This is a genomic window from uncultured Zhongshania sp. (genome assembly GCF_963975605.1).
In the GTDB taxonomy this organism is placed as follows: domain Bacteria; phylum Pseudomonadota; class Gammaproteobacteria; order Pseudomonadales; family Spongiibacteraceae; genus Spongiibacter; species Spongiibacter aquimaris.
In genome coordinates, this window is the sequence record NZ_CAXBHN010000006.1 from 1 (window position 1) to 24,541 (window position 24,541).

Consider the following 24,541-nt stretch of genomic DNA (forward strand, 5'->3'; position numbering starts at 1 on the left):
GAGAAGATTTACTCGCTGCGTGAAAGGATTGCACTTATTACTTGAAACCGCGTATTTCTATGTTAGTGTTTTGTCATAAAACCATCCTAATTTTGTCATCTGCTGGGTATAGCATTCGTTTTGCTGAAGTGCGCTAGGGCTTTGGCAACCGATTATTAGTTTCCAACATGTAGATGAGCAAAAAGGGTTGTGATATGGATCGCTATATTAAGCAACACGGTACTTTCTCTAACTTACATCAACAGCATGCGAGTGCTGAAATTGCTCGGCAGATTGATGAGTTCTTGCATAATGGCGGTAAAATTGAGAAGTTGAATGGGCCTCAATTTCAGCCGCATCGTGTGGTTCGTATTGGCAATGGTATGATCACAGAAGCATTGTAGACGGGTGTATGCGCGGATATTCTCGTAACTCAGGGAGAATGTCCGCGCAGTGAAAATAGTTTAATTCAGTAAAATCATTGCAGCGTTAATAGCCATAATAAGTAAGGCAATAGACGTCAATAAAAATATTGTAAAGCGCAGCGCCACTTTGTTAATGGTTGCATGTACTAGGCTGTGTACGATGCGGCCACCGACGTAAAACCACGCTAGGCTAAGGTTTAGGCCGTCGCCGCCGCCAATGAAGGCGAGCAAAAATGCTGTGGCGTAAAATAATGTTGGTTGCTCTACTAGGTGGTTGTAGTTATCCGCCTTCCACTGTGTTTTGGGTGGCAACTGTAGCGCAAGTTCGCTAGTGCGTTCACCGGCTTCGGGTTTTAATTTTAGCTTTGCGATCATCGGTAAGCGCACCAGCGCCATCCAAAATAACATTACAAACGTCCATAGAATAAGAACAACGACTGGTGTGAATATGGGTGAGTGTTCCAACATAGCATTTCCTCATTGTTATTGAGTTTATATTATCGGTGTTATTTTCTGTTGCTGCCATGATTGATTTGCTGGTCACAGAAGCGGGCTTGGGCATTTCTAAGAGACGTCATTGCTAGTGGATATTTTCCGGCGTATAACAGATTTGCTGCTTTTGTATTTCGATACCGACACTAGCCAAGCTATTCTTGATTAAAGTGCTAAGCGGGGCCTCCTTGATGGCTGCCCCTAGCGAGTCGTCGGCGAATACACAGCGAACAAGCAGACTACTTGGGAATTTCTTGTAATCAACGGTATGCGTTAGCCACAGGAAGCCATCGGTATGATCAAGGGCATATTCACAAACCTCGGTGAGTTTTACGCGTATGGCATTGTCTAATTTTTTATCGTTTTTGCGCATAGCTTGAGTGATAGTGAATTTTTACATTGGGGTGGAATACTACGGGTGGAGTGGGTGTACGGCAATGAAATATGCCGATAATGTGTATAAATCAATATCGGTCGCACTTTCTGCCTTCCTAACGGTCATATTGACGTGGAAACCACAGATAAAAAATTTGAACTAGGAGCGAAGAATGAAAACAAGAATTGGGATGCTAGCGCTCGTATTATCGTTTGGAACTGTTGGTGTGTTAGCTAAGCCACCGGGCGGTGAGCTGCCACCAGGTTTGCAGAAAAAGGTTGCTGAGGGTCGCCAATTGCCACCCGGTTGGCAAAAGAAGTTACAGGTTGGCTATCGTTTAGAGCCGGATATCTATGCGCATGGCCGTGTTGTCGTGCCGGTGGATAACCGCGGACACGTTATTGTGACGATTGAAGATCGTCGATTACGTTTAGTTCAGGCGACGCTAGAAATACTTGAGATTTTAAATTAGATGGGAGCGGGCTTATGAATGCTCATGGCAAAATTAATTATATTGAGTTGCCCGCTGCAGATATTGACGCTGTTAAGGGTTTTTTTACGAAAGCCTTTGGCTGGTCGTTTACCGATTATGGTGCGGATTACACCGCCTTTTCCGATGGGGTGCTAGACGGCGGGTTTTATCGCGCAGAGCTGTCGTCTACTGCCGCTAATGGTAGTGCACTAGTGGTTTTTTATAGCGAAACGCTTGAGGAAACCCGCAACACGGTTGTACTTTCCGGTGGGACAATACTAAAAGAAATATATGATTTCCCCGGCGGTCGCCGCTTTCATTTTGCCGACCCTAACGGCAACGAGTATGCCGTTTGGTCTGAGCCGGCAAAAACCTAGATTTTTTCTATTAACGGTGATTTCGCAAGTGCAGCTTGCTGATCACCGTATTGCTCATCTACCCATTCCGGGTGTTTGTAAATAATTCGTAAATCTTTATGTCGCCACACATCTTGCGCCATCTCTACCCAGCCGTGAATTTGTAAGTAGAGTGGGTTATAGGGCTTTTCTGGCATGCGGGTAACGCCATATTTAATCTCGCCGGCGTCATCTTCGCTGCGAAACGTACCGAACATTTTATCCCAAAAAATAAAGATGCCGCCAAAGTTGCGATCTATCTGCGCTGCGTTGCTGCCGTGATGAACGCGATGGTGCGAGGGTGTATTCATCACCTTTTCGAGAACGCCGAGTTTGCGTATTTGCTCGGTGTGCAGAAAGAATTGATAAACCAGATTGCCCTCAATGGCCAGCAGCACCCAATTTTTGTCGAAACCGACGAGAGCGGCGGGAATCCACCACAATACCCAGCTGCCTGAAAAGGCAAAGGTGAAATTCTGTCGCAGCGCGGTAGAGAAATTCATGTGTTCAGATGAGTGGTGGGTGATATGCCCGCTCCAGAACCAGCGTACCTTGTGCATCATGTAGTGATTGATATAAAAACAAAAATCAATGAATACGATTAAGGCCAATATACTGACTGCCGAGGCCGGGGGGTTCCATTGCAGGCCGTATTGGTAAACCCACAGATAGAAGGCTTGGATGAATAGCGCGACGGCGATGCCGTCGACTATTTTGTAGGAAAAGCCAGCAGCCAAATTGGCGACGGTTTCGCGGGGGTGGTATACACCGCTTTTACCGCTGCGGCGAACATAGACAAATTCTGCCGCGATAACCGCGAGGAATAGCGCGCCGAAGGCAGTGACAAAAAATAGAGCATGAAGAACATCTTGCACGCGAAGACCTCGTCGAGTGTTCAATAAGAGTTATTATCTTAGGGCGCTAAGCTCAAGGTATATTGACTATTCAAGACACTTTTTTGACATTTAGCGCCATCATCACGATGATGTAGCAACAAAGACCAAGACACCTCAGAGAATATCGATGCTTGCACAGTTACAGCTTAGCGGTGATTTGGCCGGCCTGCTTAGAGATTTTTTAGAGCAGGAGGGCGATGTGCATTGTGAGCTATATACAAATTTGCAGAGCTACAGCCTTAGCAGTCGCATGAGTTTTGCGCAGTGGTGGGCTCTGCTGGATAAAATTCAAGCCCGTTTCCCCGATCGCAATATTGGTTTAGCTTTGGGGCAGTGCGTGCGTTCCAAGCATCTTGGCGTGCTTGGCTATTTAACTTTGGCCAGTGATACCTTGGCTGATGCGCTCGGCGCATTTCAGCGTTATCAGCGCCTACTTCACGACGGCGAGAAAGCCAAAGTCAGCATCCAAAATGACATCATGGTGATGAGCTGGACCAGCGATTACGGCCCCTCTACTCAGCTTTCTGATGAGGTGTTGCTGGCGGGCCTGCTGGCCTTTATCCGTCAAATGACAGCAAAGCCAGATTTGTCGCCACTGCAGGTCGATTTTATTTTTCCCGCTCCAGAAACGACTGAAGACTATGACAAGGTGTTCAATGTTGCAGCTGGTTTTTCCCAGCCCGCGACGGCCATTTACTTTCCGCTCGAATATTTGAATTTGCCGATTAGTAATAGCGACCCAGGCTTGCGCAGCTTATTGGAGCGACAGGCGCAGGCATCACTGGCGATTCTTCCCGATAGCGAAGGGTTTGCCGGCGCCCTGAGGAGTGTATTACTCAGGGCACTGCAAAGCGGTCGCAGTACCTCCGCCGATGTGGCGGCGATGTTGAATATGTCAGAGCGCACCTTGTTTCGGCGTTTAAATGAGCAGGGTTTGAATTTTAAGGCACTGCTCTCGCAGCTTCGTGTTCAGTTAGCGCGAGAGTATCTCGCTGATTCGAGATTGAGCTTGAGTGAAATTGCGCTGTTGCTTGGCTATTCGGAGCAGAGCGCCTTTAACCGCGCATTTAAGCGTGAAACAGGGCTTACTCCGCGTCAGTGCCAAGTGCGCAAATTACGTGAGTGAAGCAGGTAGTTATGGAGAGGTAGGGGTTATTCGTAATAGTCCTTGGCGCAGCTACACTCTATTATTCGCGATGACATAGCCGTCATTGTAGTGCGTTCTGAATTGCGAAACGGGAAAGTTGAGTGGCGAAAAACAAAAATAAAAGTAAGAGCGGCGGTGCGCAAGTTCGCTCACAGGCGTCCAAACGCCCTAGCAGTGATGTGTCGCAAGTTTTGCCCGCGACTGCTCAAACCCTATTTCAGCAGGCCTTATATCATCATAAGCAGGGGCAGCTGAATGCCGCCGCGCAGGGCTATCAAAAAGTGTTGGCTGAGTTTCCTGGCCATGCTGATTCCTTGCATTTACTCGGTCTGGTAGCACAGAGTTTACATAATTCCGCTCAAGCCAGCGCGCTTATCGAGCAGGCGATTAAATTAAGCCCTAAGATTGCTCAGTATCATTTTAACCACGGCGTGGTGTTGCAGGGACTTAGCAATGACCAGGCGGCGATTGATGCCTATCGCAATGCGATACGTCTAAAGCCTGATTATCAGCAAGCCTATGAAAACCTCGGTGTGGCCTTGCAGGACAGCGGTAGCGATGAGGCCGCACTAAAAGCGTATCAGCAAGCCCTAGAGCACAACCCGCACTCAGTACTCGCGTTAAAAAACTTAGGTACCTTGTATTTTAAATCGGGTCATACGGCGCTGTCGCTGCAGTGCTTTGAACACGCACTTCGGCTTTCGCCTGTGGACCCAGAGCTGCGCCTCAAGCGCTCCGGCAGCCTGCTGCGCTTAGGTCAATGGCAAAAAGGTTGGCGAGAGTATCGATGGCGTTTTAGTGAGCAGTCTTTTCTGGAAAGCAATCCACCGCGTTCAACGGGCTTGCCCCACGCTGAAAAATTTAATATTGCCGGGCGGCGAGTATTTGTCGGCAGTGAGCAGGGCTTGGGCGATGAAGTTATGTTCGCTTCCTGTTTTAGTGACCTGATTTCTTCCGCGGCATCCTGTGTTCTTGAATGCGATCCCCGGCTCGTTCCTCTGTGGGCGCGGTCTTTCCCCTCAGCGGAAGTGATTGCTAAGGGGGAACTCGATCCACACGGGCTTGATAGTTTTATCTCTGCCGGCGATTTGCCCATGCACTTTCGGCAAGACGACGCGGACTTTTCCGGTCGTGCTTATCTGAAACCAGATAGTGAGAAATACGCTCACTGGCAAGGTCGATTGCAGGAGCTGACGGGCAAGTTGAAGGTTGGTATTTGCTGGCGGGGTGGTGTGGAAGCCCGCGCGGTGAAAGAGCGCAGTATTGATCTAAAATATTGGCGCCCCTTGCTCAAGCACAAAGATGTCAGTGTAGTGAATTTACAATATCGCTGTGAGTCTGAAGAGCTTAAACAGCTCGGTGAACATATCCATACCTTTGCCGATCTTGACACCTATGCAGATATTGATGGTTTAGCCGCATTGATGAGTAATCTTGATTTGGTGATATCAGTCGACAACACGACCGTGCATTTAGCGGGCGCGCTGGGTGTGCCGGTATGGGTCCTGCTGCCCTGTGGGCCGGAGCGCCGCTGGACCGACGATAGTGATGACAGTGTGTGGTATCAGTCCGCACGTCTGTTTCGTAAACAAGGCGGAGCTAAAGATGGCTGGCGTGATGTCATGGCAAGGCTTGTTGCAGCGCTAGATGAATTTACGCCACCGCAGCGCGACGAGCGTGATTTGATTCGTGTTGAGCGCGAGGCTAAGGCTGATGTGCTCGTAAGCGACGGAGCGAAGACCTGCGTATTAGTTAACGACACCTCTAACTGGTATCACTGGGGCTGTAGTGGCACCAGCTTAAGTATTCATCGCGCCTTGCGACGAAATGGTTATCGGGTAGATGGCTTGCCAATTGCGATGACACAGAATCTGCCGGCCTTGCCGCAAAGCCCAGATGATTTTGATAGCGAGGAGGTTTATGCAAACTTTGTCGAGCGCAATTCGCGTTTACTTGCTCGTCTCGCCAAGGCTGACGTACTCGTGATTAATGGCGAGGGCAGTCTACACGGTGGTGGTATGGTGCCAGTCGGCTTGCTGTATATCGCCCACATAGGGAAGACCCGGTTACGTAAAACGGTGCAAATAATTAATCACTCCTGCTATCCGCAAGATGGTGACTTGGCCACAGATGGACCCTTGAATACCCTGTATCAGCGGGTATACCAACAGCTAGATTATGTTGCGGTACGTGAGCCAGTGAGCTTCCGACTTTTACAATCCTTAGCGATTCCCTGTGTGCAGAGCTTCGATTGCTTGCCGCTATTTATTGAGACATTCGCTGAACTGCGCTCCAAGACGGTGACCGATAAGCCGTATATTGTGTTGACCGGATCGGTCGCTTGGGCAGAGGCAATCGCCGAACCCTTAAGCCATTTTTTGCAACTGCAAATCGCAAACGGATACGGCATTAAAATATTAATTGGTGCCAGTGCTTTTTTGGCAGCCGATGACGTGGCTTTTGTGCAGTGGATGCAGCGCAGCGCGGCGGGGCAGTTCGAGCTGCATATTGCCGATACGGAGCGGCAGTGGCTGGAGTGTATCGCTAACGCTGAGCTACTAGTGTCTGGTCGCTTCCATCATAGTATTGCCGCTGCCTGTTTGGATACGCCGTTTATTGTCACCGAGAGCAATACCCCCAAGGTATTGGGTTTATTGGAGTTACTTGGCATGTCGAATGCCTTGCTGAAAACTGACCAGGATTTCGTCACTAATTTACACGCAATGGCGGAGCAGCGGCTGCGTGACCCCGCGAGTTATGTATTGGCTGCTGAGCGCAGGGCAATGCTGCTGAGCCTGGCAGACAATAATTTTGCAGAATTGCATTAGTGCGAAGAGGTTTATTTTGGACGTTGAAATTCGCTGCGCAGGGTTTCAATCCTCTCGCGATTGACTTCAAAGTCGTAGTATCCGATGCGGGAAGAACTGCGTACATCGACGGTGTTTTTTGACGGGGTATACAATAATTCCACGTCATCTTTATAGCGCATGATTGCTGTGCTGGTGACGGCATGAAGATAATGTGTATCTCGACTAATCAATTCAGTGCGCGGCATGGCCAGCAATAAATTTTGCAAACGCTGCCAGTCGTCTTGCGATTTAACAGAAATCGGAGCGATAAACTTCTCGCTATTATTTTCAGTGCTGGAAACGCAGTGTGGCGCGGCGGGGCATGCTTGAAACTTACCATTGTCAGCGCCAAGCCGGGGCGCACTGCAGGCGCTGAGTAGTGCGCAGATGAGTAAAGCCGCTGCTGCGTGTGCGATGTGGCGAATATTAGTAGGCATAGAAACCTCGATACGTTGACGTCAATGACAGGTCTACGTAGAAAATCAGCAATTGGAGTTTTATACCGCGTCAGACAAGAGCGGTCTATGTTGAAGGAGTACTAGCAGTGCTCTATTAAACGTATTTCAATGTTATTTGCATCATTGGAAAACCACACTGAATCTTCGTCAATGGTGCATTGCAGGCGCATGGTGCGCTGAGCTATATCTCTTAAAGCACCAGAGTCTTCGGCGCTGATCTCAATGATTTTGACATTGCCATGTTGCAGGACTTTGCTACGGTTTTCATCCCACCACATTTGCGCGGTGCGGCCGCCGTAAATAAAAATGATGACTTGCTTTGCAATAGCACGGGCTTTGCGTACGCGCTTTTCACTGGGCAGCCCCATTTCAATCCATAAGTCGATTTCGCCGGTGAGGGATTTTTGCCATAAATCGGGTTCGTCGTCGGTGCTTAAACCCTTGGTAAACTCCAGATGCTCGTCGGCGTATAACGCGAAAGCGAGGATTCTCAGCATCATCCGCTCGTCGGTTTCTGATGGATGGCGAGCAACGGTAAATTGATGGCGCTGGTAGTAATGACGACGAAGGTCACTGATGTCTAAGGTGGTTTTAAAAAGGGTCGCGTTTAATGCCATTGTCAAATTCGCATATGAGCTGGGAGCGCTATTGTACGCAGATTTGAGCAAAGAGTTTACAGGGCATTTACGCCGCCAATAACCAGCGCGTAGCGCAGTCCTTTGCCTATCCCCACCAGAATAAAAAATGGAACAGCGGATATTCGCATAATACCGCCGACCACCGTAAGGGCGTCGCCGCCAATCGGCATCCATGACATCAGCAGTGTCCACTTGCCGTAGCGAGTAAACCAATTCTGGGCGCGGATAAGATCTGATTTCCGCGCTGGAAACCATTTGCGATCCGAGTAATGGCTGAGCTTCATACCCATCCACCAATTAATACCGGCACCTAGGGTATTGCCCAAGGTGGCCGCCACCCATAGCCAAGCAGGGCTGAGTCCCGCGTTGAGCTGCGCCACCAATAGAATTTCGGAATAAAATGGCAGTAGCGTGGCCGCGCCAAAGGCGGTAATAAACATCAGTAGGTATTGGCTGATCATGTCCTTACGCTTGCTACCAGGTGTTTAAAAATATGCAGTTGTCGGGCTTGGAATGGCAGATATTCTGGGTGCCACTGCACGCCGATGTGACAGCGATGAGTCGGTGATTCTACTGCCTGAATAATATTGTCGGCGTCGCGTCCCGCGACCTGTAAGCCATCCCCGAGTTTGTGAATGGCTTGATGATGAAGGCTGTTGATGTGGCAGTGGTCACTGCCAAGTATTTTAAATAGCGAGCTGTTGGGGTCGACGTTCAAGGTTTTCCGTGGAATTAACATGCGCTTGTTCGACGTCACGCGACGGTGTTCGCGCAGGTCGGTATACAGCGTGCCACCCAGCACGATATTAAAAAGTTGCGCGCCGCGGCATATGCCCAGAATGGGGAGGTCTTGGGCCAAGCTATGTTCTAGCGCCATCATTTCAAAGCGGTCGCGCTCGCGATTGATTGGCGCAATGTCCGGTGCGTCTGGCATATACAATTGCTGGTCGATATCATCACCGCCACTTATGATGATGCCGTCAAGCGCCTTGGGAATGGCGCAGCGCTGCGGCGTTAAGCGGTAAGCCACCGCGCCGCAACGCCACAGCGCCCAGCGAATAAACCACCACGCCAGGGGCAGGTGGGTATCGTCTCCGGTTACACCAATCAGCGGTTTATTCACAGTAATTCCGGAATTAACCAGCGGCTGACGCTGCTTGCCCAATTGGTAAATAAATTCGCTGTCGGGTTGTCGAGGTATTTTCGGTAGCCTCGGCAGACCATATCTAGGCGGCGTTTATCCATCGCTAGGTTGTCTACTTGCAGCCAGTCGCGGTAGGGGTGGATCAGTCCCCACTGCGGATCGTCGATAAGACTATTGGGCAGTCGGTAATGCAGTGTTGGGCGAGCTTTTACCCGCTCATCCTTAACAGTGCGCCGCAGTCTTTCGTCGTCAATATGCGAGAACAGGGGCAGCATGTCTAAAGCCCGATTGCGCGTTGGGTTGTATTCAAGATAGTCGTCAATCAACTTATTGATATCGGGTTCGTAGTCGCTGCGCAGCAATAGTCTCACGTAGTCCTTGCCGAAGGGGTCGACGTATGAGGTCAGGCGGCGACTGAAATCGACATCGCAGCGCATTTTTAACCAGTCGTAGAGACACAAGAAGGCGCGGAGATAGTCTCTAATGGTCTCTGCGCTGCAGTCGGGCATCTCAGGGTTGAGCTGTAGGCCAAAGGCATTCTTTGCTGAGGCGTGGGTGCCCTGAGCGTCGGAGTCACGCAGTTTTTGAAACAGGGTTTCCAGCTGCCAAAGTTCATTCATCGCAATTGGAGGGGCGACTACTTCAAAGGGCACAAGCTGCTTGGCAATGGCGCCCACAATGGCCTCGGCGAGTTCTTCTAAGTCGTTATTATCTGCCGATTCGTGACGCTCGCGGCTGATGCGTTTGATGTATGAAAAGTCGAGTTCAACGCCAAACTTGCCCAGTGATGACTCCACGACGTTGATTTCGTAGTCTGATACGGCTTCCGCCTTGCCGCCATAGAGCGAAATAATAGTGTCGACAATGTCGTTTATTTCCATGCCGGTAAATTCAATTTCCACACCCAAGCGTCGCATTTTGCCGGCGGCAGTATTGCGGTGTTGCGGCAATGGCCACAGCGACTTGCGATAATCGTCCAATGAATCACTCATTTGTATCTCCAATGATATGGGCTACTGGTAGTAGGCGTTCGGTGTGCTGGCAAACCACTTGGAATAGGGTGAGTAAGGGCACGGCGAGCAACACACCGGGGGCGCCCCACAGCCAGCCCCAGAAAAATATCCACAAAAAAACGACGATCGGGTTTAGGCTGAATCGCAAGCCGTGGACAAAGGGATCAATAAATTGACCGTTTAATGCCGTGAATAAACCGTATGACAGCGGCGCGGCGAGGATGGCTGCGGGATTGCTGTAACTAACGGCGCTGACAATGGTGAATAGAATTATCGTAATGCTCACCCCCAAGTAGGGGATATAGCGCAATAGGCTGGCCACTGCGCCCCACAGCGCTGGGTCGGGGAAGCCTGCCAGCCAAAGCCCCAGTGCGGTGATGGCGCCAACGGCGATATTGACGGCGGTAATCGTCATTAAATAACGCGACATTTGGGTCTGCGCGAGCTCTGCTATCCGTGTTACCGCGGCTTTGTCTCTCTGGGTTGGCAGGCTGTGAATAAAGCGTTTCATCAGCGCTTCCCCAGATGTTAGTAAGAAGAACAGGAGAATAATACTGAGTGTGCCGTAAACCCCAAAGTTCTTTGCAATCTCCCCAAGCTCAGTGCGCCAGCCGGCGTCGGCAATCACAACTTGGGTTATTTGCGGATCGCTGGCGTTGCTACTGAATTCATTGGCGAGGGAGTCAATGCTGCGGCTAGCGGCGTCGACGCTGCCCTTGTCGGTATTCACGTCATTGAGCTGGTCGCGCAACACGTCAACGGCTTCCGGTACACGTTGCAGCCAGTCGCTGGCCGGTGAGGCTAAGGCGTAAACGCCGCCGCCAATCGCACTCAAGCCAATTGCCATGATGATAGTTGCACCGATGCTGCGCGGTACGCCAATCCTTTGTAGGCGGCTAACTGCTGGCGCGAGTAGTAAGGCAAAAATCAGCGCCAGGGTGATTGGCAACATCACATCTCTGGCTACTTGCAGGGTGTAAAGAACCGCAAGAATAGCGAGGATCTTGATTGCCCAATCAGATTTGTTATTCAGTTTTGTATCCATAGCTTTATTGTGGTCTTCGATATTCGAGTACTCGCTATTGCTTAAGGTAACGTGTGAGGGGTGTCATTGAATCCTTACGGTTTGGCGGCGGCATTGGTTTTTCCGCGACATCGCAAGCCAGCTTGTTTGGCAAACGGATTTCGGTTTAGTGACGAAGTTAGTCTATATCTTGAGTTTGTTAGCTGCGCTCTCGTGGTCCGGCAAACCACCATATGACGAGGCCTAAAAATGGCAGTAACAGAATAAGTACAATCCATAGCAACTTGCTGGAGGAGGTTTCTCGGCTTTGCACAATGTTTAAGATCGCCCATATATCGGCGATAAAAATAAGAAATCCTAAGACACCAGTAATGTGAAGCTCCATATCACTCTCCTGAACAATTGATCGCTATTCCGGCAAAAAACACGGTATAGGTATGTAAATGATTTCTGTTAGTAGAGTAGTTTAGCGGCGGAGAGTTCACCAGCGGAAAATACACGCCCCGCGAGCGCGGGGCGTAGAAGCAAGAAAATAACTTAATTGTGGGCGTGCAACATCTCGTTTAGGGCGATGGCAGATTTATTTGTTAACACCTCAATCGCGCCGTTTTTAGAGTTGCGGCGGAACAGTAAGTCAGACTGGCCGGACAAGTCGCGTGCTTTGCTCGTTCCCGCTACCGCGCCATCGGCATCGATCATAGTGAGCACTGAGCCGGCGGTGATATACAGGCCGGCTTCAATGGTGCAGCGATCGCCCAGTGGAATGCCGACACCGGCGTTGGCGCCAATCAGGCATTCTTTACCGACGGATATAATGACGTTATTCCCGCCAGACAGAGTGCCCATTGTGGAGCAGCCGCCGCCCAAGTCAGATCCTGAGCCAACCATAACCCCAGCAGAAATACGGCCTTCGATCATGCCTGGGCCTTCAGTGCCCGCGTTAAAGTTAACAAAACCCTCGTGCATGATGGTGGTGCCTTCGCCCAAGTAGGCACCCAGACGAACCCGCGCCGTATGCGCAATACGCACACCGGTAGGCACGACGTAATTGGTCATCTTGGGGAATTTGTCCACTGACATGACTTCTAGCATCTCACCTTTCAGCCGAGCTTGTAGCTGGCGCTGTTGCAGTTCGCTGATGTCGACTGCCCCTTGATTGGTCCAGGCTACATTCGGTAGAACACCGAATAAACCCGTTAGGTTAATGCTGTGAGGTTTAACTAGACGGTGAGACAACAAGTGCAGTTTCAAATAACCTTCGGGGACCGAGCTTGGCGCGTCATCACTGCTGAGTAAAGTGACTACTAAGGGTTGATTGCCAGTGGCGAGTTGCGCGGCGATCGCGGCTTGTTCTGCGTTGTCGGATGCCGCAATGACATCGGCAATCTGAGCCATTTGCGCACTGGTGACGGCAACGGCGGTATTGCCTTGCAGTGACGTAACGATCGACTGAACCGCGCTGACTAGATCAGCTTTTGGATTTAACAGTGGGCTTGGGTAAAACGTATCTAGCCAGTCGCCTTTGCTATTTTGAGTGCCGAGGCCAAGGCCAAATGCGAAAGTTGCTTGAGTCATTATTGCGTCTCTATTTGGTGATAAAAAAGGGATGATGATTTAAAGCGTGTGGTGAGTGAACAGCGATTGATAGTCCGCGGCTTTAAAACCGAGATGCAGTGCGCTACCGGTATCCAATAGGGGGCGCTTCATCAGCGTTGGATGCTCAAGAAGTAAGTCAACGGCAGTCTCTTTGCTTAGTGAATTGCGCTGTGTTTCTGACAGCTGCTTCCAGGTGGTACTGCGTTTATTGACCAAGGCATCTAGGCCGAGATTGTCCAGCCAACTCATGAGTTGTTTGCTATCGAGTGGTGCATCGCGGACATCGTGGAAGTGAAAATCAACATCATGGGATTCTAGCCAGCGTCTGGCCGCGCGCACGGTATCGCAGTTTTTGATGCCGTAGAGTGTTGTGCTCATGGGTTTTCTCTTAGTTGCTGACAACAGGCGGAAATTTTCGGCCGCCAAGGATAACAAATTCTGGCCCTGGGATCACGGCAATGTCGCCGATCACCGGCGATGGTGGCGATAGTCGTGGGGTGCTAAACCAATGGCCTTTTTAAATAGGCGAGAGAAGTAATAGGCGTCGTCGTAGCCAACCGCAGATGCAACTTGCTTTACGGATTGACCGGTGCTATCCAGCAAATAGCAGGCACGCTGAATTTTCATATTAATAAAGTACTGTATCGGCGACTGGCCGGTATGGGCTTTAAATTTCTTACTGAAGTGGTATTTCGACAGTTTTGCACTAGCTGCCAGCTCGTCGAGATTGAGCTGACCGTGAATGTGCTCTTGCATGGTGGCGCGCAGTCTTTCCCAGTTAAGCGTTTTACCACTTTGGGGTCGCTGTTGACGTACCAGCAGGGCAACGTAGCTGAGCAGTGCTTGCAATTGATGCCCGCCTTGAATGTATTCGGCTAGCTGGTAGCCACTCCGTCGCAGCTCAGACAGGCCGTCGAATATTCTCACTACACGCGGTTGAACGCCGATATTAAACGACGGTGTGCTCATCTGAATATGTTGATAGAAATGGTCGGCGAGACGGCCGTTAAAATGCAGCCAGTAGATTGTCCACGGGTCCTTGGTGTCTGCTTTATAGGCATGGGGGTGGTTGGGGGGGAGCAGAATAATATCGCCGCTATTAATACGATAGCGTTTGTCATCGCACATTAAGGTGCCTTTGCCGTCGATACAGTAGATAAGTAAATAGCTGTCCTGCTGCTGGCGCTGCATGCGGTGGCCAAATGCGGCTGGGTAATAGCCCATAGCAATGGGAAATAGCCCTTCGGTAAGCGGGTGGCCGGCGAGTTGAGTTTGCACAAATTGCGGTGTGAGAAAGCGAATTCCCAGCGGGGGGAGCGGCCAGTCAGAGGTTATTTTCATTTTAAGTTATTGATAATTAATGATTTAACGTATTTTTTTTGGTGAGAAGTACGATTGAGTGTATGCGCAATATAGTCCATCAAGTCGGCAATATAGTCAATCCTACCGTCTGTGGGGATGTGTTTATATAGATGCCCTATTTGTGCGCATGCGACGAGAGTTCGGCTGCGCTATTGTTAGTCACAAAAATAAACCGGAGAAATACCATGGCCGCCGAAACCGCCGCAGCTACTACTGAAGAAGCAAAGTTCGTCGCCTCTCTCGTCGAGCGCTCACGCAAAGCGCAGGCTCAGATTGCGAATTATACCCAAGAGCAGGTTGACGAATTAATCACGGCAATGGTGTGGTCTGTTGCTCGTCAGGACGTGGCAGAGAAAATCGCCCAGTTCACTGTGGAAGAAACCCAGCTGGGTAATTACGACGGTAAGTTTCTTAAAATCTTTAAGAAAACCCGCGCGGCATTATTCGATATTATCAACGACAAGTCGGTCGGTATTCTGGAAGAAGACAAAGAGCGCAATATCGTTAAAATCGCCAAGCCTGTGGGTGTTATCGGCGCCTTGACGCCATGCACCAATCCAGAGGCAACGCCGGTTATTAAGGCTATTTCTGCGGTTAAAGGCCGCAACTCGATTATTGTTGCGCCGCACCCACGCTCTAAGCTGACCAACAAAATGATCTGCGATTTGATGCGCGAAGCACTCAAGGCCTGTGGCGCCCCCGAGGACTTGGTTATCTCCATGGATAGCCCGTCAATGGAAGGCACCGCCGAGCTGATGAAGCAATGTGACCGTATTTTGGCTACCGGCGGCGCGCCAATGGTTAAGTCAGCCTATTCAAGCGGCACGCCAGCACTGGGTGTGGGTGCGGGCAACGCGGTTATTACCGTTGATGACACCGCTGATCTGGACGAAGCGGCTGAAAAAATTCGTATTTCCAAGACCTTGGATTTGGCGGCATCGTGCTCTTCTGATAACGCGGTTATCGCCTTTGAATCAAACGTAGAAGCCCTGCTTGAAAAGCTGCAAGCGCAGGGCGGCTATATTTGTAACGCCGAAGAAAAAGCCAAATTACAAAGTATTATCTGGGAAGACGGCCACATCGCCGCTCGTATCGTGGCTCAGCCTGCAACGGTATTGGCTGATATGTCGGGTATCGATCTGCCTGAAGGCAAAACCTTCTTTATCGTACCTGAAACAGGCACTGGCCCAGAGCACCCTTTCTCTGGCGAGAAAATGTCAGTGGTAATGGCCTTTTACACAGTGAAAGATATTGATGGCGCTATTGCCATGACCAATGCGATTCAGGCTTACCAGGGGCAGGGGCACTCCTGCGGTATTTACTCGTACAGCGATGACAACATCATGAAGTTTGCCAGCGCAACCAAAACCTCACGGGTTATGGTTAACCAGCCTCAAGCGCCGTCTAACAGCGGCAACCTTTGGAATGGTATGCGCCAAACCTTCTCCTTGGGCTGTGGTTCATGGGGTGGCAATAGCACCAACAACAATATTACTTGGCGCGACCTGATCAACGAAACGTGGGTGTCTAAACCACTGGCTGTCACCAAAGAGATCCCGTCTGACGACGTACTGTTTGGCAAAGTAATGGATAAGTTCAAGTAAGACGTCGCGTGTAAACGCCGCAGCGATTGCGGCGTTATGCATTGTTTCTGCGTAAATAAAAGAGAATAACATGGACTTTAACCTTTCCGACGACCAAAAAGCGTTCGCCGAAAGTGCGCGGTCATTTGCCGACGGCGTGTTTAAGCCAAATGCAGCCCAGTGGGATGCAGAACATATTTTTCCAAAAGACGCTTTAAAGCAGGCCGGCGAGCTGGGCTTTATGGGAATGTACACGCCAGAGGATGCAGGTGGCTTAGGTATGAGCCGCTTGGATACCAGCGTGATTGTTGAAGAATTGGCGCGGGGTTGTACCTCTACCGCTGCGTTTTTGACCATTCACAATATGGCCACCAGCATGGTGGGCACCTACGGTAAGCCGGCCTTAATAGAAGAGTGGTGTGGCGATTTGGTAGTGGGCGAAAAACTCGCTTCTTACTGCTTGACTGAACCCAGTGCCGGTTCTGACGCGGGCAATTTGCGCAGTTCGGCGCGCGCCGATGGCGACAACTATATTGTTAACGGCAGTAAAATGTTTATTTCCGGTGCCGGCTCGACCGACCTGCTGGTGGCAATGTTGCGCACCGGTGGCGATGGTCCCAAGGGTATCAGTGCTTTTGCTATTCCCGCCGACGCACCTGGTGTTAGCTACGGTAAAAAAGAAGAGAAAATGGGCTGGAATAGTCAGCCTACTCGCACCGTAAGTTTTGAAGACGTGGTGGTTCCCGCTGCCAATATGTTAGGTAGTGAAGGGGAAGGTTTTAAGATTGCCATGAAAGGCTTGGACGGCGGTCGCATCAATATCGCGACCTGCTCAATCGGTACGGCCCAAGCAGCAATTGAAGCAACCATTGCGTATGTGAAAGAGCGTAAACAATTTGGTCAGGCGATTGCCGATTTCCAAAACACCCAGTTTAAGCTCGCCGATATGACCACTGACTTAGTCGCGGCGCGGCAAATGGTGCGCTTGGCGGCGTTCAAATTGGACAGCCGCGATCCGGAGGCCAGTGTCTACTGCGCCATGGCAAAGCGCTTCGCGACCGATGTCTGTTTTACTATTTGTAACGACGCCCTGCAGCTGCACGGTGGCTATGGTTACATTAAAGAATACCCCTTGGAACGACATGTTCGCGACAGTCGCGTACATCAAATTCTGGAAGGGACGAATGAAATTATGCGGGTCATTATTGGCCGACGTTTATTGATGGATGGCGCCTTGGAGGTGATTAAGTGAGCAACTACAGCCCGACAGAAAAACTAAAAGTAGAGATCATTGACCACACAGCTTTGATTACTATCGACAACCCAGGTGCGAATACCTGGGACTCTGAGTCGTTATGTGGCATGCGCGAGTTAATCGCCAATTTAAACGCCGACAAAAATATTTACAGTTTGGTAATTACCGGCGCGGGCGAAAAGTTCTTTTCGGCTGGTGCAGATTTAAAAATGTTCGCCAGTGGCGATAAAGCAGTTGCGCAGGATATTGGCTTGAAATTTGGTCAGGCATTTGAAGCCTTGGCAGATTTCCGTGGTGTGTCGATTGCAGCGATCAATGGCTTTGCCATGGGTGGCGGTCTCGAGTGTGCACTGGCCTGTGATATTCGTATTGCGGAAACTCACGCGCAAATGGCGTTGCCTGAAGCGAAGGTGGGTTTGCTGCCCTGCGCTGGTGGCACCCAGCGCTTGACCGCGCTGGTTGGCCCTGGCTGGGCGAAGCGCATTATTTTATGTGGCGAACGCATTAAAGCCGATAAAGCATTGAGCTTAGGTCTGGTTGAAGAAGTGGTTGAATCAGGCAAGGCTAAGGAAGCTGCCTTGGCCTTGGCTGCGCAGGTTGCCCAGCAGAGCCCAGTGTCTGTGACCTTCTGTAAAGAGCTGATCCACAAACCTCGCGAAGCGGTCATGCCACAAGGTTTGCTGCTGGAGCGCGAGCGTTTCATTCAGCTATTCGACACCTTAGATCAAAAAGAAGGTGTAAACGCTTTCTTAGAAAAACGCAGCCCAGACTGGAAGAACGCGTAATGACTGGTGTAGAGGAAGTTTTATTTGCAGAGCGTCGCAGCGCGAGTGGTCCGGCGGTTGGGGTGATTACCCTGAACGTCGAGAAGACACTTAACTCGCTGACCTTGAATATGGTCGAGTTAATGCTGGTCAAACTCCGGGAATGGCGCGAGCGCAGTGATATCGCCTGCGTATTCATTCACGGTGCAGGTGAGAAGGCGCTGTGCGCCGGCGGTGATGTGCAGGCCTTATACAAGTCCTCCATCGATCAGCCGGGCGGCCCCTGTGAATACGCCGAGGCATTCTTTGAGCAAGAATACCGCGTTGACTATCTGCTGCATCAGTTTGACAAGCCGGTCATTGTTTGGGGGCACGGCATTGTGATGGGCGGTGGTATGGGCGTGTTTGCGGCGGGTAGTTATCGCGTCGTTACTGAGCGCACTCGCCTTGCCATGCCCGAAATTACCATTGGTTTATACCCCGATGTTGGCGGTAGTTATTTCCTAAATCGGATGCCGGGACACAGCGGTTTGTTCCTCGCATTAACGGGGGCGTCGTTCAACGCCGCCGATGCGCGTTACCTTGGTTTAGCGGAAGGCTTTATTGAGCATCAGTACGCAGGAGAAGTACTGAACGCGCTAACGGATACCGCGTGGTCTACCGGTGTTGCGGATAACCACGAGCGGGTATTCGATTTGATGGCAGACTTTGTAGCGCGCTCAAAAGCGGCGCTGCCGGCGGGTAACGTTGAAGCTGCGGCGACAGAAATCGAAGCGCTATGCACTGCCGATGATGACGTGACGGTAATCAATAACATTATTGCCGCGCAGTCTGAAAATCCCTGGATTCAAAAGGCTGCTGCAACCTTGGCGTCGGGTTCACCACTGAGTGCGCGCTTGATTGCCGAGCAGATACGGCGCTGTAAGGGGCTGAGCCTTAAGGCCGCCTTCCAGGCTGAGGCCCTGTTGTCGACAACGATTATTCGTCAGCCCGAGTTTGCTGAAGGCGTGAGGGCCTTGTTGATCGACAAAGATAAAAATCCAGTTTGGCAGCATGCCTCACCCGCTGACGTGCCACAGGCGCTGATTGAGCATCACTTTACGGCACCTTGGTCGCAAAACCCGCTGCACGACCTTTAAAGGCAAGCGCTTCGCGGTATCGGCAGAGGCGATGGTAAACAAGTTTTGAGGCGGTTTCGGTCGTCTTATTTTTTACATCGACCGGGCGCTCATGTGGGCATCCGCAGTCTAATAAACAGGTGAGTATTATGGCTAAGGTAGCGTTTATTGGTTTGGGTAATATGGGCGGTCCAATGGCTGCCAATTTGGTCAAAGCCGGTCACGACGTGACGGTATTTGATTTGGTGGCGGCGGCTATGGATGCTGTTGTTGCCCAGGGCGCAAGTAAAGCCGCCACTGCGCTTGAGGCTTTAGCAGGCGCCGATACCGTTATCACTATGCTGCCGGCCGGTAAGCACGTAGCGGGCTTATATCTTGGCGATGAAGGTCTTGTTGCCAAAGCCGCCGACGGCACTTTGTTTATGGATTGCAGCACCATTGATGCAGATACTGCTCGCCGCGTTGGTGAGGCCGCTGCTGCGCGTGGTTTGCAAATGATCGATGCGCCCGTGTCTGGCGGCGTAAAAGCAGCGCAAGCCGGCACTCTGGCCTTTATGTGTGGCGGCAGCGCCGAGGGTTTTGCCCGCGGTAAGCTGGTGCTAGAGGGTATGGGTAAAAATATCTTCCACGCAGGCGATCACGGTGCCGGTCAAATCGCCAAGATTTGTAACAATATGCTATTGGCAGTGCATATGGTTGGCACGGCAGAAGCCTTGCAGCTGGGTGCCAATAACGGCCTAGATCCCAAGGTGCTGTCAGAGATCATGTTGAATAGCTCTGGCAAAAACTGGTCGCTAGAGAACTACAACCCGTATCCAGATGTGATGCCAACGGCGCCCGCGTCAAACGATTATCAGCCCGGGTTTATGGTTCAGCTGATGTTAAAAGACCTTGGTTTGGCAATGGAAAACAGCTTGGTTACCCAGAGTTCAGTGCCGATGGGCGCTTTGGCGCGCAGCCTGTATGCGTCGTTTTCGTCTAAGGGCAACGCCCAGCGCGACTTCTCTTCAATATTGGAAATGTTTCAGCCTTAGAAATCGACCACTTAGGCTGGCGACTCTCTGATCGACTTATCTTTTCCCTTCAAGTAACTCCTTTGGCGGTAGCTGTTTCGATGGCTACCGTCTTTTTTTGGTATACCATTCCGTATTTTTCTTGCCGAGCTTTTGTGGCACCGTAAAATGCGGGTAGTCGATTATGAAGAATGAGTCCTTGTATGTCTGACAATGTGTCATCGAGTCTTGTACTCATCGGTATGCCCGGTGCGGGTAAATCCACTATTGGCGAGGCCTTAGCTCTGCAAAGCGGTTTGACGTTTGTCGATACTGATCGTCTCATCGAACAGCGCGAGGGCCGGAGTTTGCAGGCAATCTTGGATGAAGAGGGTTATCAGCGGCTGCGTCGTATAGAAGCTGAGGTGCTGCAGAGTAGTGATTTCTCAAACAAGGTGGTAGCTACAGGTGGCAGTGCGGTGTATAGCTCAGCTGCAATGACCCACTTGCGGCAATTTGGCCCCTGCGTTTTTATTGATATTCCCCTGCGTGAGATAGTGCGGCGAGTGCAGAACTTTGCAGAGCGCGGTATTGCCGGTCCTGTGGGTCAAGATTTGCAGGGTGTTTACGCCGAGCGTCTGCCTCTTTATCGCCGCTATGCGGATATTACCGTCGATGGCAGCGGTTTAGACGAGACGGCGCTGTTGGCGAAGGTGCTGGCGTCAATCGCGGATTCCAATAACTAAGGGGTGCAAGGCTTCGCTCGTGACGTTATGCTGAGGTCTCTAAATATCTTAGGCCGCCGCCAACGTAATTCGGCAAGTCGGTCACTTGATAGCGACAATAATGACCGTATAAGGAATAGTGAGTGTAATGCCTGTAAAAGCCTACACCAGCATTGAAATTTGCAAAGAAGATCTAAAGTTCTCCGGTGCCCATTTTACCATTTTTTCGGCGACGGACCGCGAGCGGCTGCACGGCCATAATTTTAAAGTCAGTTTGTTACTTACCGCGGATGTTGGTGACAACGGCATGTGTTTTAGCTATGTCGAAATCAAGTCACGCTTGCGAAAACTGTGCGCGAGCCTGGATGAATACACCTTGTTGCCTGCCGAATCGCCCTATATGCGAGTTGTTGAGAGTGGCGACTTTTATATTGCAGCGTTTAACGGTGAAGAAATACCCTTCTTAAAGTCAGATACCCTCCTGTTGCCAGTGCGCAATACCACGGTAGAAGAATTTGCCCGCTATATACTGGAGCTGTTACTCACTGACGCGCCCTTTATTGAAGGCAACGAGATTCGCGAATTGGTGATGAAGGTGTCATCAGGTCCGGGGCAGTGGGGATCCGCGAGCTGGAGCCGAGATTAGGCGCCGTGACGCGAGTATTTCTCTACCTGCGCTAAATTCTATAGTGCATCGATCACACACGGGGCTGGACGATCGGTATCTCGTTCGGCATCTATTGCGTAAATTTCAGTAGCGAGTTCATTTTATGACTAAGGTTTTAATTTTGAGTGGCGGCAGCCAGGGTATCGGCTTTGCTTGCGCTAAGCGATTTATGGCAGAAGGCTATCAAATTGTTAATTTATCTCGTCGGCCAATTGACTTGGATGGGGTGACGCAGCTTTGTGTCGATATGCAAAAGCGCGATTGGCTGGATAATTGCATTGACGCTATAACGGCCGTCGCGGCTGGCGCTGACCAACTTGTACTGCTGCACAATGCGGCGCGTCACGACGGTGACACGGTGAAAAATTTATCGGCGGAAAATTTTGCCGACGTGCTGCAAGTAAATTTGGTGGCGCCGCAGCAGTTGAATAATTTGTTGATTCCGTTAATGAAGCCGGGTTCGGCCATTTTGTATATGGGGTCTACACTTAGTGAAAAGGCCGTTAGCGGGTGTGCGTCTTATATTGCCAGCAAACATGGCGTTGTTGGTCTGATGCGAGCGACTACCCAAGACCTGGTGGGGCTTGGTATACACACCGCGTGTATCTGTCCCGGCTTTACCGATACCGCCATGTTGCGTGGCAATATTGGTGATGATCCGGCGGTGATGGCGGCGATAACGGGAATGGTGAGTTACGGTCGTTTGATTGATCCGAGCGAAATAGTCGAGACGCTTTATTTCTGCTCTCAAAATCCGGTGATAAATGGCAGTGTATTGCACGCCAACCTCGGGCAGATTGAGAGTTAGTCGTAGTGATTGTTAAATGAAGCTTGGGGTGTGGGCGCCTTAACTTGGCGTGGTAATTGGGAAAATAGCGCTGTGCTTTGCACGTTATCGCCCTGTATTAGGTCAAGGTATTTCTGCGTGAATGGCAGAGCTTGCTAGGTGAGTATACGCACATCGTGCGCGCGAATAGGTAGTATCCAAGATGGTTAAGTTTTCTTATCCGCAGGATTATTTTTACCATGATGCGAAGCAGTTGTTTGTTTAGATAGCGTAAATTATTTTTTAATATTTTTATCTAAATTATTGATAAACCAGCTGGATGGTAGTTACGTATCAGAGTAGAGTAAAGATGCTTGCACACTTTTAAGGCGTTCTGATTTAAGTCCCAAAACGGTATAGATCGGCGTCAAAGTACAGCACAGAAGGAGATTGCAAAGATGGGCATACTTGATAATGTTCGTGAGCAATACCTGAAGGGGCGTGACGAAGAAATGTCCCTGGAGGCTTATCTTGACCTTTGCCGTCAAGACCCCCTTGCTTACGCAACCCCCGCTGAGCGTATGCTCGCCGCCATTGGTGAGCCCGAGCTAATTGACACCCGCAAAGACTCGCGCTTATCGCGCATATTTTCTAATCGCCTCATTCCACGATACCCCGCTTTTGAAGAGTTTTATGGGCTTGAAGATGTCATCGCCCAGATCGTCGCCTTCTTCAAACACGCAGCACAGGGTTTAGAGGAGCGTAAGCAGGTTCTGTATTTACTCGGCCCAGTGGGCGGTGGTAAATCGTCTATCGCTGAGCGCTTAAAAAAGCTGATGGAAGCGGCGCCTATATACGCTATTAAGGGCTCACCCATTAATGAGTCGCCGCTGGGCTTATTTGATCCTCTTCGCGACGGTAAACAATTGGAGGAAGAATACGGTATTCCTCAGCGTTACCTCACTGGCTTATCTTCGCCTTGGGCGATTAAGCGCCTAGAAGAATACGAAGGTGATTTAACAAAATTCCGCGTAGTGAGAATTCAGCCGTCGGTGTTAAAACAAGTTGCGGTCACTAAGACTGAGCCCGGTGATGAAAATAACCAGGACATCTCTACCCTTGTCGGCAAAGTGGATATCCGTAAGCTGGAAGCCTACGCTCAAGACGACCCGGATGCCTATTCCTATTCCGGCGGTCTGTGTCTGGCAAACCAGGGTTTGCTCGAATTTGTAGAGATGTTTAAAGCACCTATTAAAATGCTCCATCCCTTGTTAACGGCAACCCAAGAAGGTAACTATAAAGGCACCGAAGGATTTTCGGCTATCCCTTTTCAAGGTATCATTTTGGCTCACTCCAACGAATCAGAGTGGCAGAGCTTCCGCAACGACAAACACAACGAAGCATTTCTCGACCGCGTTTATATCGTCAAAGTGCCATACTGTTTGCAGGTTTCTGAAGAGGTAAAAATTTATCAGAAACTACTAAGGCACAGTTCCTTGGCGAGTGCGCCGTGTGCGCCGGGTACCTTGGAAATGCTAGCGCAATTCTCAGTGTTGTCACGGCTTCGCGAGCCGGAGAATTCAAGCATTTATTCAAAGATGCGGGTCTATGATGGCGAGTCGTTAAAAGATACTGATCCCGCAGCTAAGTCCTTCCAGGAGTACCGTGATTACGCCGGTATTGATGAGGGCATGAACGGCATGTCCACACGCTTTGCCTTTAAGGTTTTGTCGGCGGTGTTCAACTACGATAACTCGGAAATTGCAGCCAACCCTGTACATCTGATGTATGTGCTGGAACAGCGCATTTTGCGAGAACAATTACCCGAGGATACTCAGCGCGTTTACCTTGAGTTTATTAAAGGTTGGCTGGCAGTGCGCTACGCCGAATACGTGGGCAAAGAAATACAAACCTCGTACCTGGAATCCTACTCAGAGTACGGTCAAAATATTTTTGACCGCTACGTCACCTTTGCAGATTACTGGATACAGGATGAGGATTATCGCGATCCTGAAACCGGTGCGATTTTTGACCGCAGTACCTTGAACGGCGAGTTGGAAAAAATTGAGAAACCAGCAGGGATTGCGAACCCCAAAGACTTCCGTAATGAAATTGTTAATTTTGTATTGCGGGCACGGGCACAGAATGAAGGTCGTAACCCAAGCTGGACCAGCTACGAAAAACTGCGCGAAGTGATAGAGAAGAAAATGTTCTCTAGCACCGAAGAGCTGTTGCCGGTCATCTCGTTTAATGCCAAAGCCTCGGCTGAAGACAAGCAAAAGCACGAAAACTTTGTTACGCGAATGGTGGAGAAAGGCTATACGCCTAAGCAAGTGCGTTTGTTGTCTGAGTGGTATCTGCGGGTTAGGAAGGCAGGTTAATTAGTCGACCGTTTGTAGAAGGGG

Annotated in this window: 27 protein-coding genes; 14 read left to right on the forward strand and 13 right to left on the reverse strand. The window is 50.3% G+C overall.

Going from position 1 to position 24,541, the window contains the following annotated elements:
- Window positions 1–194: 194 nt before the first annotated feature.
- The gene (locus tag AAC007_RS07360) at window positions 195–383 is read left to right on the forward strand and encodes a hypothetical protein (RefSeq protein WP_219042023.1); all 189 of its coding nucleotides are present in this window, start codon (window positions 195–197) and stop codon (window positions 381–383) included.
- Window positions 384–443: 60 nt separating this feature from the next.
- On the opposite strand, the gene AAC007_RS07365 is transcribed toward AAC007_RS07360, so the two are convergent.
- Together AAC007_RS07365 and AAC007_RS07370 are read right to left on the reverse strand one after the other, a co-directional pair.
- Complete coding sequence (locus AAC007_RS07365; RefSeq protein ID WP_295870970.1) at window positions 444–872, reverse strand: MAPEG family protein; 429 nt, start codon at window positions 870–872, stop codon at window positions 444–446.
- A gap of 112 nt (window positions 873–984) precedes the next feature.
- Window positions 985–1,269: a hypothetical protein gene (locus AAC007_RS07370; RefSeq protein ID WP_295870974.1), complete on the reverse strand. Its 285-nt coding sequence runs from the start codon at window positions 1,267–1,269 to the stop codon at window positions 985–987.
- A gap of 175 nt (window positions 1,270–1,444) precedes the next feature.
- Between AAC007_RS07370 and AAC007_RS07375 the strand changes: the two genes are divergently transcribed.
- On the forward strand, window positions 1,445–1,744 hold the full coding sequence (locus AAC007_RS07375) for a hypothetical protein (RefSeq protein WP_339675651.1): 300 nt from the start codon (window positions 1,445–1,447) through the stop codon (window positions 1,742–1,744).
- Window positions 1,745–1,758: 14 nt separating this feature from the next.
- The gene (locus AAC007_RS07380; protein WP_295870977.1) at window positions 1,759–2,121 is read left to right on the forward strand and encodes a VOC family protein; all 363 of its coding nucleotides are present in this window, start codon (window positions 1,759–1,761) and stop codon (window positions 2,119–2,121) included.
- Here the strand turns inward: AAC007_RS07380 and AAC007_RS07385 are convergent.
- Entirely contained in the window at window positions 2,118–3,014 is an 897-nt protein-coding gene (locus tag AAC007_RS07385) for a sterol desaturase family protein (protein ID WP_339675652.1), read from the reverse strand. The genes AAC007_RS07380 and AAC007_RS07385 overlap by 4 nt on opposite strands.
- 148 nt (window positions 3,015–3,162) lie before the next feature.
- On the opposite strand from AAC007_RS07385, the gene AAC007_RS07390 reads away from it, so the two are divergent.
- Window positions 3,163–4,161, forward strand: coding sequence for an AraC family transcriptional regulator (locus tag AAC007_RS07390; protein WP_219042018.1), 999 nt, complete (start codon window positions 3,163–3,165; stop codon window positions 4,159–4,161).
- Window positions 4,162–4,283: 122 nt separating this feature from the next.
- On the forward strand, window positions 4,284–7,010 hold the full coding sequence (locus AAC007_RS07395) for a tetratricopeptide repeat protein (RefSeq protein ID WP_339675653.1): 2,727 nt from the start codon (window positions 4,284–4,286) through the stop codon (window positions 7,008–7,010).
- Window positions 7,011–7,021: 11 nt separating this feature from the next.
- Here the strand turns inward: AAC007_RS07395 and AAC007_RS07400 are convergent, their stop codons facing one another.
- The 10 genes from AAC007_RS07400 to AAC007_RS07445 all read right to left on the reverse strand — a co-directional run bounded on the left by AAC007_RS07400 (window position 7,022) and on the right by AAC007_RS07445 (window position 14,245).
- Window positions 7,022–7,468 (reverse strand): DUF1499 domain-containing protein, encoded by a 447-nt coding sequence (locus AAC007_RS07400; RefSeq protein ID WP_339675655.1) that lies wholly within the window; start codon window positions 7,466–7,468, stop codon window positions 7,022–7,024.
- A gap of 101 nt (window positions 7,469–7,569) precedes the next feature.
- Window positions 7,570–8,106, reverse strand: coding sequence for a YaeQ family protein (locus AAC007_RS07405; protein ID WP_339675657.1), 537 nt, complete (start codon window positions 8,104–8,106; stop codon window positions 7,570–7,572).
- A 56-nt stretch (window positions 8,107–8,162) separates the two neighbouring features.
- Complete coding sequence (locus tag AAC007_RS07410) at window positions 8,163–8,588, reverse strand: YqaA family protein (RefSeq protein WP_219042014.1); 426 nt, start codon at window positions 8,586–8,588, stop codon at window positions 8,163–8,165.
- Window positions 8,585–9,250 (reverse strand): gamma-glutamyl-gamma-aminobutyrate hydrolase family protein, encoded by a 666-nt coding sequence (locus AAC007_RS07415; RefSeq protein ID WP_296434764.1) that lies wholly within the window; start codon window positions 9,248–9,250, stop codon window positions 8,585–8,587. The genes AAC007_RS07410 and AAC007_RS07415 overlap by 4 nt, the downstream gene beginning before the upstream one ends.
- A complete protein-coding gene (locus AAC007_RS07420) occupies window positions 9,247–10,263 on the reverse strand; it encodes an amidoligase family protein (RefSeq protein ID WP_339675660.1) in 1,017 nt (338 codons plus the stop codon). The genes AAC007_RS07415 and AAC007_RS07420 overlap by 4 nt, the downstream gene beginning before the upstream one ends.
- A complete protein-coding gene (locus AAC007_RS07425; RefSeq protein WP_339675661.1) occupies window positions 10,256–11,329 on the reverse strand; it encodes an AI-2E family transporter in 1,074 nt (357 codons plus the stop codon). Before AAC007_RS07425 ends, AAC007_RS07420 begins: the two co-directional genes overlap by 8 nt.
- 178 nt (window positions 11,330–11,507) lie before the next feature.
- Window positions 11,508–11,693, reverse strand: coding sequence for a PLDc N-terminal domain-containing protein (locus tag AAC007_RS07430; protein WP_295870998.1), 186 nt, complete (start codon window positions 11,691–11,693; stop codon window positions 11,508–11,510).
- Between the two features lie 152 nt (window positions 11,694–11,845).
- The gene (dapD, locus tag AAC007_RS07435) at window positions 11,846–12,883 is read right to left on the reverse strand and encodes a 2,3,4,5-tetrahydropyridine-2,6-dicarboxylate N-succinyltransferase (protein ID WP_339675664.1); all 1,038 of its coding nucleotides are present in this window, start codon (window positions 12,881–12,883) and stop codon (window positions 11,846–11,848) included.
- A 39-nt stretch (window positions 12,884–12,922) separates the two neighbouring features.
- Complete coding sequence (locus tag AAC007_RS07440; protein ID WP_296434770.1) at window positions 12,923–13,282, reverse strand: ArsC family reductase; 360 nt, start codon at window positions 13,280–13,282, stop codon at window positions 12,923–12,925.
- Window positions 13,283–13,372: 90 nt separating this feature from the next.
- Window positions 13,373–14,245, reverse strand: a complete 873-nt coding sequence (locus AAC007_RS07445) for an AraC family transcriptional regulator (protein WP_295871002.1) — start codon at window positions 14,243–14,245, stop codon at window positions 13,373–13,375.
- 206 nt (window positions 14,246–14,451) lie between these two features.
- Between AAC007_RS07445 and AAC007_RS07450 the strand changes: the two genes are divergently transcribed.
- The 9 genes from AAC007_RS07450 (at window position 14,452) to AAC007_RS07490 (ending at window position 24,517) form a co-directional block, all read left to right on the forward strand.
- Window positions 14,452–15,870 carry an aldehyde dehydrogenase family protein gene (locus AAC007_RS07450; protein WP_339675668.1) on the forward strand — a complete coding sequence of 473 codons (1,419 nt, stop codon included), beginning with the start codon at window positions 14,452–14,454 and terminating at the stop codon, window positions 15,868–15,870.
- A 70-nt stretch (window positions 15,871–15,940) separates the two neighbouring features.
- A complete protein-coding gene (locus AAC007_RS07455) occupies window positions 15,941–17,101 on the forward strand; it encodes an acyl-CoA dehydrogenase family protein (protein ID WP_339675670.1) in 1,161 nt (386 codons plus the stop codon).
- The gene (locus tag AAC007_RS07460; protein WP_219042004.1) at window positions 17,098–17,889 is read left to right on the forward strand and encodes an enoyl-CoA hydratase; all 792 of its coding nucleotides are present in this window, start codon (window positions 17,098–17,100) and stop codon (window positions 17,887–17,889) included. The genes AAC007_RS07455 and AAC007_RS07460 overlap by 4 nt, the downstream gene beginning before the upstream one ends.
- Window positions 17,889–19,007 carry an enoyl-CoA hydratase/isomerase family protein gene (locus AAC007_RS07465; protein WP_296434776.1) on the forward strand — a complete coding sequence of 373 codons (1,119 nt, stop codon included), beginning with the start codon at window positions 17,889–17,891 and terminating at the stop codon, window positions 19,005–19,007. The genes AAC007_RS07460 and AAC007_RS07465 overlap by 1 nt, the downstream gene beginning before the upstream one ends.
- A 128-nt stretch (window positions 19,008–19,135) precedes the next feature.
- Window positions 19,136–20,020 carry a 3-hydroxyisobutyrate dehydrogenase gene (gene mmsB / locus AAC007_RS07470; protein ID WP_219042002.1) on the forward strand — a complete coding sequence of 295 codons (885 nt, stop codon included), beginning with the start codon at window positions 19,136–19,138 and terminating at the stop codon, window positions 20,018–20,020.
- A 182-nt stretch (window positions 20,021–20,202) separates the two neighbouring features.
- Window positions 20,203–20,724, forward strand: coding sequence for a shikimate kinase (locus AAC007_RS07475; RefSeq protein WP_219042001.1), 522 nt, complete (start codon window positions 20,203–20,205; stop codon window positions 20,722–20,724).
- A 127-nt stretch (window positions 20,725–20,851) separates the two neighbouring features.
- Window positions 20,852–21,349, forward strand: coding sequence for a 6-carboxytetrahydropterin synthase (locus AAC007_RS07480; RefSeq protein WP_219042000.1), 498 nt, complete (start codon window positions 20,852–20,854; stop codon window positions 21,347–21,349).
- A gap of 124 nt (window positions 21,350–21,473) precedes the next feature.
- Window positions 21,474–22,178 (forward strand): SDR family oxidoreductase, encoded by a 705-nt coding sequence (locus AAC007_RS07485; RefSeq protein WP_295871020.1) that lies wholly within the window; start codon window positions 21,474–21,476, stop codon window positions 22,176–22,178.
- A gap of 416 nt (window positions 22,179–22,594) precedes the next feature.
- Window positions 22,595–24,517 (forward strand): PrkA family serine protein kinase, encoded by a 1,923-nt coding sequence (locus AAC007_RS07490; protein WP_296434782.1) that lies wholly within the window; start codon window positions 22,595–22,597, stop codon window positions 24,515–24,517.
- Window positions 24,518–24,541: the final 24 nt, after the last annotated feature.